This is a genomic window from Noviherbaspirillum sp., assembly GCF_035627455.1.
Lineage (GTDB): Bacteria > Pseudomonadota > Gammaproteobacteria > Burkholderiales > Burkholderiaceae_D > Noviherbaspirillum.
In genome coordinates this window covers 76,797-93,781 of record NZ_DASPLS010000094.1, presented here as the reverse complement: position 1 = coordinate 93,781, position 16,985 = coordinate 76,797, and the positions used below count along the sequence as shown (strand labels likewise).

Below are 16,985 nucleotides of genomic sequence, written 5' to 3'. Positions count from 1 at the left end.
GTTCATTATCGGCCTGCGGTCCCCAAAAGCCAATGACGGCGGGAACGATTCTTTCCCGCTTTGTGCTACCTTTACGCCGCCTTCAACCTTTTTCCAGGGGAATTGCATGCCCGTCATTACCCGGCAGGCCGGGCTGGCCGATATCGACCTTGTCGCACCGCTGTTCGATGCCTACCGCCAGTTCTACCGGCAGGCGCCTGACGCCGCGCTCGCCCGCGCCTTTATCCAGGAGCGGCTTGCACTGTTGGAGTCGGCAATCTTTCTTGCCTTGAACGGCGACGAGCCGGTGGGCTTCACGCAGCTGTATCCGTCCTTCACCTCGGTCGGCGCGCGCCGCATCTGGGTACTCAACGACTTGTACGTCGCGCCGTTGGCGCGCGGCCAGGGCGTGGGGAGCGCTTTGCTGGATGCGGCGAAGGCGCATGCGCGCGCAACCGGCGCGAAACGGATCGACCTGTCGACCGCGCAGGACAACCCGGCCCGGAAACTGTACGAGGCGCATGGCTATACGCGCGAGAGCGGGTTCTGTCACTACAGCCTGCCGCTCGACTGACACCGGCTACAGCGACTTCGCCAGCCGGATCCCGGTGAACTGCCAGCGCGCGCTGGCCGGAAAGAAATTGCGGTAGCTGATGCGCGCATGTCCTGCCGGCGTGGCGCAGGATGAGCCACGCAGCACATACTGGTTCGCCATGAACTTGCCGTTGTACTCCCCGAGCGCGCCTTCCGCGATGCGGTAGCCCGGATAGGGCGAGTAGCTGCTCAGCGTCCACTGCCAGCTGGCACCGAACAACTCCGCCAGGCCGGCAGCCTGCTCGCGCTGCTGCGCCTGCGGATGCAGTCCCTGCAGTCCGAAATCGCCGGCGCCGTGCGCCGCATATTCCCACTCCGCCTCCGTCGGCAGGCGCGCCCCGCGCCAGCGCGCATAGGCATCCGCCTCGAAGAAGGAGAGATGGGTGGCCGGGCGCTGCGCATCGAGCGGCTGCAGCCCGTGCAGCGTGAATTCCTGCCACGTGCTGCCGTCGCGCCGCCAGTACAGCGGCATCGACAGCCGGTTCGCCTGCACCCAGTCCCAGCCTTCCGACAGCCAGAGTGCGGGACTGGCATAGCCGCCGTCCTCCACGAAGGCGCGGTACTCGCCGTTCGTCACCAGGCGCGACGCCAGCGCGAACGGCTCGAGGAATTGCCGGTGGCGCGGCATCTCATTGTCGAAGCAGAATCCGGGGCCGCCGAAGCCGATTTCCGCCAGTGCCGCATCGAATCCGCGCCATGCCGGCTCTGCCCCCCTTGCCGCGGGCGCGAGCGGCGCCTCGCTGTAGGCCGGATACAGCGGACTCATCGACAGCATGTGCTTGACGTCGGTCAGCAGCAGCTCCTGGTGCTGCTGTTCATGCTGCAGGCCGGTTTCGACCAGCGCGAGGCGTTCCGCGGTAAGATTTCCGTTCGCCAGCAGCCAGCCCATGCGCTCATCGACGTCGCGCCGGTATGCCAGCACCTCGTGCAGGCCTGGCCGGGTCAGCATGCCGCGCTGCGGACGCGGATGCTTGTCGCCGACGCCGTTGTAATACGAATTGAACAGCACCCGGAACGCCGGATGAAAAGGCCGGAATCCCGGCTCATGCCGTTCCAGCAGAAAGGTTTCGAAGAACCAGGTGGTGTGCGCCAGGTGCCATTTCACCGGGCTCGCATCCGGCATCGACTGCACGCAGCAGTCTTCTTCCGACAACGGCCCGGCCAGCGCCTGCGTGTGCCCGCGCACGGCGCGGTAGCGCGCGGCAAGCGTATCGTCGTTCATCCACGCTCCTTCAGACGGCGTGCGCATGGCATACCATGAACCAGCCGCGCTCGTCGGTCCAGGTCTTGACCCTGCCGAAACCGGCGCGTTCAAGCAGTTGCAGGAAATCCTGGCGCGTGTACTTGTAGCTGTTTTCGGTATGGATGCGTTCGCCCTCGCGAAACACGCGCTGCCCGCCGCTCCAGCGCACCGCGACCGACCGCCGCGCTTCCAGATGCATTTCGATACGGCCCTGCGCGTCGTTGAAGAATGCCAGGTGCCGCCAGTCGCTCACGTCGAAGTCCGCATCGAGCAGGAGATTCAGGTGGCGCAGCAGGTTCAGGTTGAACGCGGCGGTCACGCCGAGCGCGTCGTCGTACGCCCGATCCAGCACCCGTCTTTCCTTGACCAGGTCGACGCCGATCAGCAATCCGCCGCCGGCCTCGCAGGCGGCACGGATGCGGCCCAGCATGCAAGCCGCTTCTTCCGGTGTGAAGTTGCCGATCGACGAGCCCGGATAAAAAAACAGGCGCTTGTCGCGCCGCACTTCCGCCGGCAGTTCCAGCGAACACGAAAAGTCCATGCCCACGCCGGTCATCCGGACCACCGGGTAGCGCAGGCGCAGCCGTTCGATCGCGTCGCGCAGGAAGTCGACGGAAATGTCGACCGGCACATATTGCACCGGCTGCAGCACCGGAAACAGGCGCGCCGCCTTTGCGCAGTTGCCGGCGCCGAGGTCAATCAGCGTCACGCCCTTTCCGACCGACTGCCCGATGTCACGCAGGTATCGCTCGAATATGGCCGCTTCGGTGCGGGTCGGATAGTACTCCGGCAGTTCGCAGATCGCTTCGAACAATTTAGAGCCGAGCGCGTCGTACAGGTACTTCGGCGACGCCGACGCCTGCTGCGCCAGCAAACCGGCGCCGAGCTCCGTGCGGATTGCGTCCGTGTCGTATCGGTAGAGCTGGATGAAGCCGTTTGGCAAGTCGCTGGTGGGAAAGGACACGGTGTCTGCTTTCAGGCATGCTCGTCCGTTGCCGGGCGCGCTGTCGCAAGGTTTTTCGCTATCATAGTTGTCGGCTGCGTTCCGCTTCTTGAGGCGACACAAGCATGCTTGGCGCAATTGCTGCCGTCGTTTCCGGCTTTCATCCCTTTGAGGACATCAACCGCGCATATGTCTTTCCGAAACAAAATGCGACGCTTTTCCCTGACCTGCCTCCCTGCCTGCCGCGCATGCTGAACCTGCGCGGCGTAACCAAATCCTATGGCGCCGGCAGGCGGGTGCTTGCCGGGCTGAACTACACCTTGGGCGCGGGGGAATACGTCGCGATCATGGGCGAGTCCGGTGTCGGAAAATCGACGCTGCTGAACCTGATCGCCGGGCTCGACGTGCCCGACGCCGGCGAGATACTGGTCGACGGCGCCGCGATGTCGGCGCTCGATGACGATGCGGCCACGCGCCTGCGCCGCGAGAAATTCGGTTTCGTCTTCCAGGCCTTCCATGTTCTTCCGCACCTGACCGTGATGCAGAACGTCGCGCTGCCGCTGCTGCTCAACCGCCAGGCGCCGCAGCGCGCGCTGCAGATGCTCGACGCGGTCGGTCTCGGCGACCGGGCGCAGGATTATCCGCGCCAGCTATCCGGCGGAGAACTGCAGCGCGTGGCGATTGCGCGCGCGCTGGTGCACAGGCCGAAGCTCTTGCTCGCGGACGAGCCGACCGGCAACCTCGATCCGGACACCGCGCATGAAGTGCTGCTGCTGCTGCGCGACGAGATCAAGCAGAACGGCGCATCGGGCATCATCGTCACGCACTCGCCGGCGGCGGCGGCAACCGCGGACCGGGTGCTGCTGCTGACCAGGGACGGCCTGCGCCCGATGGACTTGCGGCAGCAGGCATGAGGCAGGCATCCCTTTCCCTGCTGCACCGCTGGCTGACGTTTGGCGAGTGGCGCGCGCATCCGCTGCGCGCGCTGGTCGCGGTGGCGGCGATCGCGCTCGGCGTGGCGCTCGGTTTTGCGATCCACCTGATCAATGCGGCCGCATACAATGAATTCTCCGCCGCGATCAAGAGCCTGTCCGGACAGGCCGACCTGCAGCTGCGCGGCAGCCAGCCCACCTTCGACGAGGCTATCTATGCGGAGCTGCTGCAGCAAAAGGAGATCGCCGTCGCCAATCCGGTGCTGGAAATCGATGCCGCGGTGCCGGACCGCGCGGGCGCGCTGAAGATCCTCGGCATCGATGTGCTGCAGGCCGGCGCCATCGCACCCGACCTGATCGGCATGCCGGCCGAGGACCGGCCTTTCGACCTCCTGGCCGACGACACGGTTTTCCTTTCCCCGGCCGCGATGGAGTGGCTCCAGGTCCGGCAGGGCGATGCATTGCAGCTGCAATCCGGCACGCAGACGGTGACGCTGCGGGTGGCGGGCGGGCTGGTGCGTGCCCGGCCGGGGCAGCGTATCGGGGTGATGGATATCGGCGCCGCGCAATGGCGTTTCCAGCGCCTCGGCCTGCTGTCGCATATCGACCTGCGGCTGGCGAGCGGCGTTTCGCGCGCGGCGTTCAGGACCGCGCTGGCGTCGCAATTGCCGCCCGGCTTGCTCGTGACCGAAACCGAAGACCAGGAAACGCGCACGGCCAACATGTCGCGCGCCTACCGCGTCAATCTCAACATGCTGGCGCTGGTGGCGCTGTTTACCGGCGCCTTCCTCGTGTTTTCCACGCAGGCGCTGTCGGTGCTGCGGCGGCGCAGCCAGCTGGCGCTGCTGCGCGTGGCCGGCATGACGCGGCGCCAGCTGCTTGCGCAGATCCTGGGCGAGGGCGCGCTGCTCGGCGTCGCCGGCTCGCTCGCCGGGCTGGGCGCCGGCTACGGGATCGCCGCCGCCGTATTGCGCTTCTTCGGCGGCGACCTGGGCGGCGGCTACTTCCCCGGGGTGCAGCCGACGGTGCAGTTCTCGCTGCCGGCGGCATTGAGTTTCTTCCTGCTCGGCACGGCCGCCGCATTGCTCGGTTGCGCCGGCCCGGCATGGGAAGCGGCGAAGGCACGCCCGGCACAGGCACTGAAATCGGGCGGGGAGGATGTCGCGCTGGCGCGCCTGGCCTCGCCCTGGCCCGCCCTCGCCTGCCTCGCGGCCGGCGCGGTACTGACGCAATTGCCCCCGGTGTTCGAGCTGCCGGTATTCGGCTATCTCGCGATCGCCCTCCTGCTGGTGGGCGGCATCGGCCTCATGCCGCGCATGGCCGCGCTGCTGTTCGCGCCGCTGGCGCGCACGCCGGCGCTGTCCGGTCCGGTTACGGGACTCGTGTTCGCGCGGCTGGCGAACGCGCCGAACCAGGCGGCGATTGCGCTTGGCGGGGTGTTGTCGAGCTTCAGCCTGATGGTGGCGATGGCGATCATGGTTTCCAGCTTCCGGGTATCGGTCGATGACTGGCTCGGGCAGGTATTGTCGGCGGACATGTATGTGCGTTCGGCGGGGGGCGGCAATACCGGCGCGTTTTCCGAAGACGAGCAACGGGCGATCGCGGCGGCGCCCGGCGTGGCGCGCGCCGACTTCCTGCGCTCGTCGCAGCTGGTGCTCGATCCGGCGCGCCCGCCGGTAGCGCTGATCGCGCGCCCGATCGACATCGCCGATCCGGGCAAGGCGCTGCCCCTGGTCGACACCGCCCTGCCCGCCGGCCAGCTGCCCGCCGGCGTCGCGCCGGTATGGGTATCGGAAGCTATGACCGACCTGTATGGCTACCGGGTGGGCGCGCGGGTACGGCTGCCGCTCGGCGCACAGCAGCCGGAATTCGTGGTCGCCGGCGTCTGGCGCGACTACGCGCGGCAATCCGGCGCGATCCAGATGCGATTGGAGGATTACCGTGCGGCCACCGGCGACCGGGAGGTGAACGACGGCGCGCTGTGGCTGCAGCCCGGCACGACGGTGGAGCAGGTGTCGGCCGCGCTGCGGCGGCTGCCGTTCGGCAGCATGCTCGAATTTTCCGTTCCGGCGGAGATCAGGGCGATCAGCCTGCGCATCTTTGACCGCAGCTTCGCCGTCACCTACCTGCTGGAAGCGGTGGCGATCGTGATCGGCCTGTTCGGCGTCGCGGCGACCTTTTCCGCGCAGACGCTGGCACGCGCAAAGGAATTCGGCATGCTGCGCCACCTCGGCCTGCTGCGGCGCCAGATCCTCGCGATGCTCGCGGCGGAAGGCGCGCTGCTGACGGTGCTCGGCATCGTTGCCGGCTTTTTGCTCGGCGGCACGATCAGCCTGATCCTGGTGTTCGTGGTCAATCCGCAATCCTTCCACTGGACGATGCGCCTGCACCTGCCCTGGGCCATGCTGTTCGCGGTCGCCGCCGTGCTGCTGGTATCGTCGGCGCTGACCGCGCTGGCTTCCGGGCGGTATGCGGTGTCGGGCAACGCGGTGCGGGCCGTGAGGGAGGATTGGTGATGCGCCGTCTTGCGATCATGCTGCTGTCGGTTGCGCTGTCCGCCGTCGCCGCTCCGCCGCAGTTTGCCCCGGTGCTGCCGGGAAAAGCGCTGTCCTTCCCGGCCGACTTCGGCGCGCATCCGGCCTTCCGCACCGAGTGGTGGTATGCCACCGGCTGGCTGGAAATTCCCGATGGCAAACCAGTCGGCTTCCAGGTCACCTTCTTCCGTTCGGCGACCGAACACGACGCCGGCAATCCGAGCCGCTTCGCCCCCAGGCAACTGATCGTCGCGCACGCCGCGCTGTCGGACCCGGCCGTCGGCAGGCTGCTGCACGACCAGAGAAGCGCGCGCGAAGGCTTCGGCCATGCCCATGCGAAAGAGGGCGATACCGATGTGCGGCTGGGCGACTGGCGCTTTGTGCGCAAGCCGGACGGGCGTTATGAAGCAAGCCTTCCCGCCCGCGACTTCACGCTGGCGCTCACGCTGACGCCCACGCAGCCGCCGCTGCTGCAGGGCGACCGCGGCTTTTCCCGCAAAGGACCGAGACCGGAGCAGGCAAGCTATTACTACAGCGAGCCGCAGCTGCAGGTCGAAGGAACGGTCACGCGGGAAGGCAAAAGCCTGCCGGTGCGCGGCAGCGCATGGCTGGACCATGAGTGGTCCACCAGCGTGCTGGACACCGAAGCGGCGGGCTGGGACTGGGTCGGCGCCAATCTCGACGACGGCGGCGCGCTGACGGCGTTCCGCATCCGCGGCAGGAACGGCACGACGCTCTGGGCATATGCGGCGCTGCGCGACCGCAGCGGCCGGATCACGGTCTATGCGCCGGGTCAGGTAAGATTCGTGCCGCAACGGCAATGGCGTTCGCCGCGCACCGGCGCCAGCTATCCGGTTGCAGTGCGCGTCGAGACCGGCGCCACCGCATGGGAACTGCTGCCGCTGCAGGACGACCAGGAGCTGGATTCGCGCCAGTCCACCGGCGCGGTCTACTGGGAAGGCGCGGTGACGCTGCAGCGCGACGGGCAGGCCGTCGGGCGCGGCTATCTCGAACTCACCGGTTACGTGAAACCCCTGAAACTATGACGGATTCGACAGAACGCGCGAAAGGCAGCCTGGCCACCATCAAGGACCTGCTGCCCTTTCTCGCGCCGTACCGGAAACAGTTCCTGCTGGCCGGCATCGCGCTGCTGATCGCCGCCGGCGCCACGCTGGCGATTCCTTATGCGTTTCGGCGCATGATCGACGCCGGCTTCGGGCCGACCGGCATGGGCGCGGAAAACAGCGCGCAGATCGACCTCTATTTCCTCGCGCTGTTCGGCGTCGCCTGCGTGCTCGCGGTGGCGACGGCGGCGCGCTTCTACATGGTGTCCTGGCTGGGCGAACGCGTCACCGCGGACTTGCGCGCCGCGGTCTACCGGCATGTGGTGCAGCAGAGCCCGCAATTCTTCGAAACCACGCAGACCGGCGAAGTGCTGTCGCGCCTGACCACCGACACCACGCTGATCCAGACGCTGGTCGGCACCAGCATCTCGCTGGCGCTGCGCAACACTTTGCTGTTCGCAGGCGGGCTGGTGATGCTGTTTGTCACCAGCGTGCGGCTGTCATCGATCATCATCGTGATGCTGGCCGCGGTGGTGCTGCCGATCGTGATCTTCGGCCGGCGCGTGCGCAAGCTGTCGCGCGACTCGCAGGACCGGGTCGCCGACGCGTCGGCAATGGCCGGCGAAATCCTCAATGCGATGCCGACGGTCCAGGCCTACACCCGGGAACACGAGGAAGCGCGCCGCTTCGGCGGCTCGGTCGAGCGCGCCTTCCACACCGCGATGCAGCGCATCCGCGCGCGCTCGCTGCTGACCGTGCTGGCCATCCTGCTGGTGTTCGGCGCGATCGTGTTCGTGCTGTGGCTGGGCGCGCACGCGGTGATCCAGGGCCGGATGACCAGCGGCGAACTCGGCCAGTTCATCCTGTATGCGACCATCGTCGCCGGCGCCACCGCCGCGCTGTCGGAAGTGATGGGCGAGGCCCAGCGCGCCGCCGGCGCGGCCGAGCGCCTCTTGGAGCTGCTGACGGCGCGCTCGCCGATCCAGCCGCCGCCCGCGCCGCGCAAATTCGCCACGCGGACCGCGAACGGCGCGGCGCTGGCGCTGCGGCAGGTGACGTTTCACTACCCGTCGCGGCCGCAGTCCCCGTCGCTGCGCGACCTGACGCTCGAGATCCGGCCGGGCGAGACGGTCGCCGTCGTCGGTCCCTCGGGCGCCGGCAAGACTACGCTGTTCCAGCTCCTGCTGCGCTTCTACGATCCGCAACAGGGCGCGATCCTGCTCGATGGCGTCGACATCCGCGAGCTGGCGCTGCACGACCTGCGCGCGGCGATCGGGATCGTGCCGCAGGATACGGTGATCTTTTCCGCCGACGCGATGGAAAACATCCGCTACGGCCGCGCCGACGCCAGCGACGAAGATGTGGTGCGCGCGGCGAAGCTCGCCGCGGCACATGAATTCATCGAGCGCCTGCCGCAGGGCTATCGCTCCTTTCTCGGCGAGCGCGGCGTACGGCTGTCCGGCGGCCAGCGCCAGCGCATCGCGATCGCGCGCGCGCTGCTCAAGAATCCGCCGCTGCTGCTGCTCGACGAGGCGACCAGCGCGCTGGACGCCGAGTCGGAGCGCCTGGTGCAGGGCGCGCTGGAAGCGGCGATGGCGGGTCGGACCACGCTGGTGATCGCGCACCGGCTGGCCACCGTGCAGCGCGCCGACCGCATCGTCGTGCTGGAGCACGGCCGCATCGTGGAAAGCGGCACGCATGCGTCGCTGGTGGCGCAGGGCGGGCTGTATGCGAATCTCGCCGCCTTGCAATTTTCGCAATCCTGAGCATCGTCGCCGTCCTTTGTTGCAACGGCAAGGCCGCCGGTGCGCTTGCGGTTCCTTGCATGACAATGACACATCCGGGCGCGCTTTACCCGTTAAAATATCGCATCTTAAAACAGGGTCACCATGCGCCAATACCTCGATTTCATGCGCCATGTGTATGAACATGGCACCGAAAAGACCGACCGCACCGGCACCGGCACGCGTTCCGTGTTCGGCTACCAGATGCGCTTCGACCTGCAGGAAGGCTTCCCGCTGGTCACCACGAAGAAGCTGCACCTGAAGTCCATCATCCACGAACTGATCTGGTTCCTCGCCGGCTCGACCAACATCCAGTACCTGAAGGACAACGGCGTGTCGATCTGGGACGAATGGGCTGACCAGGACGGCAACCTCGGTCCGATCTACGGCTACCAGTGGCGCTCCTGGCCGACACCGGACGGCGGCCATATCGACCAGATCGCGCAGCTGGTGGAACAGATCAGGAACAACCCGGATTCGCGCCGCCTGATCGTGTCGGCCTGGAACGTGGCCGACATCCCGCGCATGAAGCTGCCGCCGTGCCACGCGTTCTTCCAGTTCTACGTCGCCGACGGCAAGCTGTCCTGCCAGCTGTACCAGCGCAGCGCCGACATCTTCCTCGGCGTGCCGTTCAACATCGCATCCTACGCGCTGCTCACCCACATGATGGCCGAGCAGACCGGACTGGACGCGGGGGAATTCATCTGGACCGGCGGCGACTGCCACCTGTATTCCAACCATATGGACCAGGTGCGCGAACAGCTCTCGCGCACGCCCCATCCGCTGCCGAAACTGGTGATCAAGCGCCGCCCGGATTCGATCTTCGACTACAAGTACGAGGATTTCGAGATCGCCGGCTACACATCCCACCCCCACATCAAAGCACCAGTAGCCGTCTGATGCCGCACCTGACCATCGTCGTCGCCGTCGACGAAAAAAACGGCATCGGCATCGACAACAAGCTGCCCTGGCGGCTGCCGGAAGACCTCGCGCATTTCAAGCGCATCACGATGGGCCATCCGGTGATCATGGGCCGCAAGACCTACGATTCCATCGGCCGGCCGCTGCCGAACCGGCGCAACATCGTCATCACCCGCAACCCGGCCTGGAAGCAGGAAGGCGTGGAAACCGCTTCCTCGCTGCAGGCGGCGATCGGCATGGTTGGCGATGTCGCCGCCTGCATCATCGGCGGCAGCCAGATCTTCGCCGAGGCGCTGCCGCTCACCGACCGCCTCATCGTCACGGAAATCGCCCATGGCTTCGCCTGCGACACCTTCTTCCCCGCAATCGACCGCGCGCAGTGGAAGGAAATCGCGCGCGAAGTGCATCATTCGGCGTCGAACGGTTTCGACTACGCATTCGTCACTTACGAAAAAGCCTAGGAAGCAGGAGAGAAAATGTCAGCACACGGTTTTCACGTGCATGGTCCGCACGACCATGAGGTGGAACACGCTGCCCACGGCAGCGACGGTTTTTCCAGCAAGATCGCGGTGACCACCGCGATCCTGGCGACCATCGGCGCGGTCTTCGGCTACCAGGCCGGCGCCACCCAGAACAATGCGGCGCTGTACAAGAACAATGCCGCGATCAAGAAGACGGAAGCCTCCAACCAGTGGAACTATTACCAGGCCAAGTCGAACAAACAGAACCTGGCGGAACTGGCGATGAGCCTGCCGGGCGCCGACACCGACAAGTACAGGTCGGAAGTCGAGCGCTACAAGTCGGAAAAGGCGCAGATCAAGGCCGACGCCGAGAGGCTGGAAGCGGTGTCGGTCGACTGGGACAGGCAGTCGGACCAGCAGATGCACCAGCATCACCGCTGGGCGCAGGCGATGACCGCCGAACAGATCGCGATCTCGCTGGCGGCGATCACCCTGCTCACCCGCAAGAAATGGCTGGAGTTCGCCTCCTATGGGGTGGCCGGGGTCGGCATTGCGCTCGGCGTGGCCGCCTGGCTGCATTTCTGACACAAACCATCAGCAGCGAAAAGCCGGCTTCGGCCGGCTTTTTCTTTCAAAACCCATCGTTTTCTCGCACGAGTTCTGCATATCTGCGACAATTCGGTTTTTGCAGTTTTCGGCGCGCAAGCTTTCCCGCCCAGGCGTCTCCCAAGTAATCGTCCGTTCTGGAGACCAAATGAAATTCCGTTTCCCCATCGTCATCATTGACGAAGACTTCCGCTCCGAAAACACTTCCGGCCTGGGTATCCGGGCGCTGGCGCAAGCGATGGAAGCCGAAGGCATGGAAGTGCTCGGCGTGACCAGCTATGGCGACCTGTCCCAGTTCGCGCAGCAGCAGTCGCGCGCCTCCGCCTTCATCCTGTCGATCGACGACGAGGAATTCGGCGGCGGCACCGACGAGGAAACCGACGTCGCGCTCAAGTCGCTGCGTGCCTTTGTCGAGGAAATCCGCTACAAGAACGCCGACATCCCGATCTACCTGTACGGCGAAACCCGCACCTCGCGCCACATCCCGAACGACATCCTGCGCGAGCTGCACGGCTTCATCCACATGTTCGAGGACACGCCGGAGTTCGTCGCGCGCCACATCATCCGCGAGGCCAAGTCCTACCTCGACAGCCTGGCGCCGCCCTTCTTCCGCGCGCTGGTGCACTATGCGCAGGACGGCTCCTATTCCTGGCACTGCCCCGGCCACTCGGGCGGCGTGGCCTTCCTGAAGTCGCCGATCGGCCAGATGTTCCACCAGTTCTTCGGCGAGAACATGCTGCGCGCCGACGTCTGCAACGCGGTCGAGGAACTCGGCCAGCTGCTCGACCATACCGGCCCGGTCGCGGCCTCGGAACGCAACGCGGCGCGCATCTTCAATGCCGACCATTGCTACTTCGTCACCAACGGCACCTCGACTTCGAACAAGATGGTGTGGCACTCCACCGTCGGCCCCGGCGACATCGTCGTGGTGGACCGCAACTGCCACAAGTCCATCCTGCACTCGATCATCATGACCGGCGCGATCCCGGTGTTCCTGATGCCGACGCGCAACCACCTCGGCATCATCGGCCCGATCCCGCTCGAAGAATTCAAGATGGAAAACATCATGAAGAAGATCGAGGCCAATCCGTTCGCGCGCGAAGCGGTAAACAAGAAGCCGCGCATCCTGACCATCACGCAGTCGACCTACGATGGCGTGCTGTACAACGTCGAGACCATCAAGGAAATGCTCGACGGGAAGATCGACACGCTGCACTTCGACGAAGCCTGGCTGCCGCACGCGACCTTCCACGACTTCTACAAGAACATGCACGCGATCGGCAAGGACCGGCCGCGCGCGAAGGAATCGCTGATCTTCTCGACCCAGTCCACCCACAAGCTGCTGGCCGGCCTGTCGCAGGCATCGCAGATCCTGGTGCGCGACTCGCAGACGGTCAAGCTCGACCAGGACATGTTCAACGAAGCCTACCTGATGCACACCTCGACCTCGCCGCAGTACGCGATCATCGCGTCCTGCGACGTCGCCGCCGCGATGATGGAGCCGCCGGGCGGCACCGCGCTGGTGGAGGAAAGCATCCTGGAGGCGCTCGACTTCCGCCGCGCGATGAAGAAGGTGGACCAGGAATGGGGCCAGGACTGGTGGTTCCAGGTCTGGGGCCCGGACAATTTCGGCGACAACGGCATCGGCTCGCGCGAGGACTGGATGATCCGCGCGGAAGACGACTGGCACGGCTTCGGCAAGCTGGCGCCCGGCTTCAACATGCTCGACCCGATCAAGGCGACCATCGTCACCCCGGGCCTGGCGCTGGACGGCAAGTTCGGCGAGTCCGGCATCCCGGCGTCGATCGTCACCAAGTACCTGGCCGAGCATGGCGTGATCGTGGAGAAGTGCGGCCTGTATTCGTTCTTCATCATGTTCACCATCGGCATCACCAAGGGCCGCTGGAACACGCTCCTGACCGCGCTGCAGCAGTTCAAGGACGACTACGACAAGAACCAGCCGATCTGGCGCATCCTGCCGGAATTCGCGGCGGCCAACCCGCGCTACGAGCGTGTCGGCCTGCGCGACCTGTGCCAGGCCATCCACGACATGTACAAGACCTACGACGTGGCGCGCCTGACGATGGAAATGTACCTGTCCGACATGCAGCCGGCGATGAAGCCTTCCGACGCGTTCGCGAAGATGGCGCACCGCGACATCGAGCGCGTGCCGATCGAGGAACTGGAAGGCCGCGTCACCGCGATCCTGCTGACGCCCTACCCGCCGGGCATTCCGCTCCTGATCCCGGGCGAGCGCTTCAACAAGACCATCGTCGACTACCTGAAGTTTGCGCGGGATTTCAATGAGAAATTCCCGGGCTTCGAAACCGACGTGCACGGCCTGGTGACGCAGGAAGCGGGCGGCAGGCGCGGGTATTTCGTGGACTGCGTGAAGTAATGCATTGATAAAGCGATGCACCAGGGCGCCGACCGGCGCCCTTTTTTTTGCGTTGCGCTTTGGCGCCGGTTCGCCGTTCTACATGCAAAGCAGGCGTTTTCCCGGAACCTGAAGTCCGGCGCGATCGACCGGAAGCAAACACCCCCCATATTTGCGGAACGCCGGACGTAACTGCCACTCCTTTGGACGGTCTTAAGGGGAAGAGCAAAACCGTGACGGCGCCATGAACCTCAACTGGATCGATCTGCTGCTCGGCACACTCATCCTGCTTAGCGTGTTTGCGGGATGGCGCCGGGGCTTCCTGCTGGAATTCCTTGACCTTGCGAGCTGGCTGGCCAGTCTCTGGCTGGGGCTGCGTTTTTACGCGCCTGTCGCGCGGTGGCTCTCCAGCGTCACGGATTGGCCCGACATCTGGGGCCGGCCGGCCGGATTCCTGGCCATCTTCTTCCTGAGCCTGATCGTGCTGCGGCTGGCGCTCGTAAAACCCATCGCCGCGCTGCCGGCGAACGCCCACATGCACCCGGTCAACAAGGTGCTGGGCTTCCTTCCCGGCCTCGCCAACGGCCTGATCCACGCCATGATCGTCGCCATCCTGCTGATGGCCCTGCCCTTGCCGGAGCGCTTGCAGACCGATGCGAGAGGCAGCGCGCTCAATGAACGCTTGACGAGCTATGCGGACGCGGTCGAGTCCCGGCTGCGTCCGGTGTTCGACGATGCGATCAACGAAACCCTGACCATGCGTACCGTCAGGAGGCCGCCGACGGAGAGTATGAAGCTCCCGTTTTCCGTAAAGGAATCCAGGCCGCTGGCGAAGCTCGAAGTCCAGATGCTGGCGCTTGTGAACCAGGAAAGGGCCAAGGAGGGACTGCGGCCGCTGGCGATGGATGATGAGCTCACAAAGGCCGCGAGAAAGCATTCCGCCGACATGCTGGCCCGCGCTTATTTCTCGCATTACTCGCCGGAAGGAAAAAATGCGTCCGACCGTTTGCGCGCGGCAAAGATACCTTTCCTGCTCGCGGGAGAGAACCTCGCTTTCGCGCCGAACCTGAACATCGCGCATACCGGCCTGATGAATTCTCCCGGGCACCGCGCCAACATCCTGAGGTCCCAGTTCAGGAAGGTAGGCATCGGCATCATGGATGCAGGAGCAAGAGGCATCATGGTGACGCAAAAGTTCAGCAATTGAGGGGGTGCGCCGGATTCCGGAAATGGTTCCCGCCCTTGCATTGACAGGACGGCGCGAGCCGCTCGCCGTTTTGCGCAAGACTTCTGGTATCGACTGCTCCGCTCCAAAAGGAAATCCCATGCCCACCGAAGATCACCAGATCAAGATAGTTGACGTCGAGACCCTGTCCGATGACTGGTACACGCTGAAAAAATACAGCTTCGATTTCCGGCGCAAGAATGGCGAATGGCAACGGCAGACGCGCGAGGTGTACCACAGCGGCAACGGCGCAACGGTGCTCCTGTATAACCGCTTGCAGCGTACCGTCGTGCTGACCCGCCAGTTCCGCCTGCCGGCCTACCTGAACGGCGTGGCCGACGGCATGCTCATCGAGACGCCGGCCGGGCTCCTGGAAGACCAGGCGCCGGCGGACCGCATCCGCCATGAAATCGAGGAAGAGACCGGCTATGAGGTCGACCAGGTGACCAAGGTGTTCGAAGCGTACATGACACCCGGCGCCGTCGCGGAACGGGCGTTTTTCTTCGTCGCCGAATACCAGCCCGACAAACGCAAGGATGCCGGGGGCGGCGTCGCGGCCGAGGGGGAGGATATCGAGGTGCTCGAACTCCCCTTCGACAAGGCCTGCGAGATGATGGAGAAAGGCGAGATCATCGACTGCAAAACCATCATGCTGCTGCAATACGCCGCGCTGAATCTGTTTGGCAAATCCGGGACCTAGGCGCGCAGATCTGCCGCGCGCGAACGAAATTGCGCGAAGGACCGGATATTTGACGCATGCCAATGCCAGGGCGGTCCTTCCGCTTGACCGGTATTTAGGTAATTGCCAAAATACCGAAATGGATTCCGTATTCAAGGCTTTGTCCGATCCGACCCGTCGGCAAATACTCAAGCTGCTGCGCGCGAGCGATCTGAGCGCTGGCGACATCGCCGCGCATTTCGACGTTTCCAAGCCCACGATCTCCGGGCATCTCTCGGTGCTCAAGGAGGCAGGCCTCGTCGATATGGAACGGCACGGCAATGTATTGATGTACCGGCTGAAGCTCAGCGTCCTCGAAGAAGCGATGATTCCATTCATGGAATTCTTTCACCGCGGCGCCGCGCCGCTGAAAAAGAAAGGGAAGAAATGAAGCGTCCGGCAGTAATCGTTCCAGCAATTCTCGCCGCTCTCGCGTTTGCGGTGTCGGCGGTTCTGTACACCCGCCTTCCCCACACCGTTGCGATCCACTGGAACCTTCATGGGGAACCGGACGGCTTCGCGCCGCGCCCGTTCGCAGCCTTTTTCCTGCCCGTCGTGATCCTGCTGACATCCGCGTTGCACGGACTCGCCCACCGGTTCGATCCCCGCAAGGTGAATCTGCAGCGCTCGTCCACCGCCCTCACCGTCTCGGTCATTGCGCTGGCGATCGTGGTGACGGCGGCTCACCTTGCGATACTTGCTGTGGCGCTTGGCATCGGCGTCAGCATCCCGGCGCTGGCAATCGGCTGCGTCGGGCTGCTTCTGACAATCAGTGGCAATTACATGGGAAAGACGCGCTCCAATTTCGCATTCGGGATCCGGAACCGCTGGACCCTGTCGGATGAGCGGGTCTGGGACCGCACCCACCGCGTCGCCGGGCGGATCTTCGTTGCCGAAGGCCTCGCGGCGATGTTGATCGCGGTTTCCGGATCAAGCGGACCACGAAGCGGGCTCGCCGTCATTTCCGTCTTGGTCGGGACGCTGGTCATCATCCAGTTTTATGCCTACAGGGAATGGCGAAAGCTGCACCCGGCGGCGAAGAATTGAAACAAGTCAAGGGACACGAAATCGTGGCAAGAAACATTGAAATCAAGGCCCGTGTCGGGAGCGTGAGCGCGCTCGCAGAAAAATTGAATCCGATGGCTACAGAAGCGCCATGCACGATTTTTCAGGACGACACGTTCTTCACATGCGACAACGGCCGGCTGAAGCTGCGGGTATTCGCTCCAGGATCGGGACAACTGATCTTCTATCAGCGTCAGGACACGCAAGGCCCGAAAGAATCGTTCTACGTACTGTCCGAGACAAGCTCACCGGATTCGCTGCGGGAAGCGCTATCGTTAGCCTATGGCGTGGCCGGACGGGTAAGGAAAAACCGGCTGCTCTACCTGGTCGGCAGGACGCGCGTCCATCTGGACGCCGTCGAAGGGCTCGGGCAGTTCATGGAGCTTGAAGTCGTGCTGAAGGACGATGAAACGGCAGAAGCCGGCGTTCAGGAAGCAGAGCTGCTGATGCAGCGCCTGGGCATCCATCCCTCGCAGCTGATCGAAGGCGCATATGTCGATTTGCTGAACGGGCGGCGCTCTTGACCCAGTCAATCCGCC

The 16,985-nt window shown here is 64.9% G+C and carries 16 protein-coding genes; 14 read left to right on the top strand and 2 right to left on the bottom strand.

Going from position 1 to position 16,985, the window contains the following annotated elements; translation table 11 throughout:
* The first annotated feature begins 106 nt into the window (after positions 1–106).
* Complete coding sequence (locus VEC01_RS18145) at positions 107–553, top strand: GNAT family N-acetyltransferase (protein ID WP_324902314.1); 447 nt, start codon at positions 107–109, stop codon at positions 551–553.
* Positions 554–559: 6 nt separating this feature from the next.
* Here the strand turns inward: VEC01_RS18145 and egtB are convergent, their stop codons facing one another.
* Together egtB and egtD are read right to left on the bottom strand one after the other, a co-directional pair.
* Positions 560–1,795 carry an ergothioneine biosynthesis protein EgtB gene (egtB, locus tag VEC01_RS18140; RefSeq protein WP_324902313.1) on the bottom strand — a complete coding sequence of 412 codons (1,236 nt, stop codon included), beginning with the start codon at positions 1,793–1,795 and terminating at the stop codon, positions 560–562.
* A 10-nt stretch (positions 1,796–1,805) separates the two neighbouring features.
* On the bottom strand, positions 1,806–2,714 hold the full coding sequence (gene egtD / locus VEC01_RS18135; protein WP_324902332.1) for an L-histidine N(alpha)-methyltransferase: 909 nt from the start codon (positions 2,712–2,714) through the stop codon (positions 1,806–1,808).
* 293 nt (positions 2,715–3,007) lie between these two features.
* On the opposite strand from egtD, the gene VEC01_RS18130 reads away from it, so the two are divergent.
* The 13 genes from VEC01_RS18130 (at position 3,008) to VEC01_RS18070 (ending at position 16,970) form a co-directional block, all read left to right on the top strand.
* Positions 3,008–3,673, top strand: a complete 666-nt coding sequence (locus tag VEC01_RS18130; RefSeq protein ID WP_324902331.1) for an ABC transporter ATP-binding protein — start codon at positions 3,008–3,010, stop codon at positions 3,671–3,673.
* Positions 3,670–6,207: an ABC transporter permease gene (locus VEC01_RS18125; protein ID WP_324902312.1), complete on the top strand. Its 2,538-nt coding sequence runs from the start codon at positions 3,670–3,672 to the stop codon at positions 6,205–6,207. The genes VEC01_RS18130 and VEC01_RS18125 overlap by 4 nt, the downstream gene beginning before the upstream one ends.
* Complete coding sequence (locus tag VEC01_RS18120; RefSeq protein ID WP_324902311.1) at positions 6,207–7,271, top strand: carotenoid 1,2-hydratase; 1,065 nt, start codon at positions 6,207–6,209, stop codon at positions 7,269–7,271. Before VEC01_RS18125 ends, VEC01_RS18120 begins: the two co-directional genes overlap by 1 nt.
* Complete coding sequence (locus VEC01_RS18115; RefSeq protein ID WP_324902310.1) at positions 7,268–9,055, top strand: ABC transporter transmembrane domain-containing protein; 1,788 nt, start codon at positions 7,268–7,270, stop codon at positions 9,053–9,055. Before VEC01_RS18120 ends, VEC01_RS18115 begins: the two co-directional genes overlap by 4 nt.
* A 123-nt stretch (positions 9,056–9,178) precedes the next feature.
* A complete protein-coding gene (locus tag VEC01_RS18110; RefSeq protein ID WP_324902309.1) occupies positions 9,179–9,973 on the top strand; it encodes a thymidylate synthase in 795 nt (264 codons plus the stop codon).
* Entirely contained in the window at positions 9,973–10,455 is a 483-nt protein-coding gene (locus VEC01_RS18105; protein WP_324902308.1) for a dihydrofolate reductase, read from the top strand. Before VEC01_RS18110 ends, VEC01_RS18105 begins: the two co-directional genes overlap by 1 nt.
* 15 nt (positions 10,456–10,470) lie before the next feature.
* The gene (locus VEC01_RS18100) at positions 10,471–11,040 is read left to right on the top strand and encodes a DUF4337 domain-containing protein (protein ID WP_324902307.1); all 570 of its coding nucleotides are present in this window, start codon (positions 10,471–10,473) and stop codon (positions 11,038–11,040) included.
* Between the two features lie 169 nt (positions 11,041–11,209).
* On the top strand, positions 11,210–13,459 hold the full coding sequence (locus VEC01_RS18095) for an arginine/lysine/ornithine decarboxylase (protein WP_324902306.1): 2,250 nt from the start codon (positions 11,210–11,212) through the stop codon (positions 13,457–13,459).
* 223 nt (positions 13,460–13,682) lie between these two features.
* Positions 13,683–14,645, top strand: coding sequence for a CvpA family protein (locus VEC01_RS18090; protein WP_324902305.1), 963 nt, complete (start codon positions 13,683–13,685; stop codon positions 14,643–14,645).
* Positions 14,646–14,763: 118 nt separating this feature from the next.
* The gene (locus VEC01_RS18085) at positions 14,764–15,363 is read left to right on the top strand and encodes an NUDIX domain-containing protein (RefSeq protein ID WP_324902304.1); all 600 of its coding nucleotides are present in this window, start codon (positions 14,764–14,766) and stop codon (positions 15,361–15,363) included.
* Between the two features lie 49 nt (positions 15,364–15,412).
* Positions 15,413–15,772: an autorepressor SdpR family transcription factor gene (locus VEC01_RS18080; RefSeq protein ID WP_324902303.1), complete on the top strand. Its 360-nt coding sequence runs from the start codon at positions 15,413–15,415 to the stop codon at positions 15,770–15,772.
* A complete protein-coding gene (locus VEC01_RS18075) occupies positions 15,769–16,428 on the top strand; it encodes an SdpI family protein (protein ID WP_324902302.1) in 660 nt (219 codons plus the stop codon). Before VEC01_RS18080 ends, VEC01_RS18075 begins: the two co-directional genes overlap by 4 nt.
* Before the next feature lie 23 nt (positions 16,429–16,451).
* Entirely contained in the window at positions 16,452–16,970 is a 519-nt protein-coding gene (locus VEC01_RS18070) for a class IV adenylate cyclase (protein ID WP_324902330.1), read from the top strand.
* Positions 16,971–16,985 lie beyond the last annotated feature (15 nt).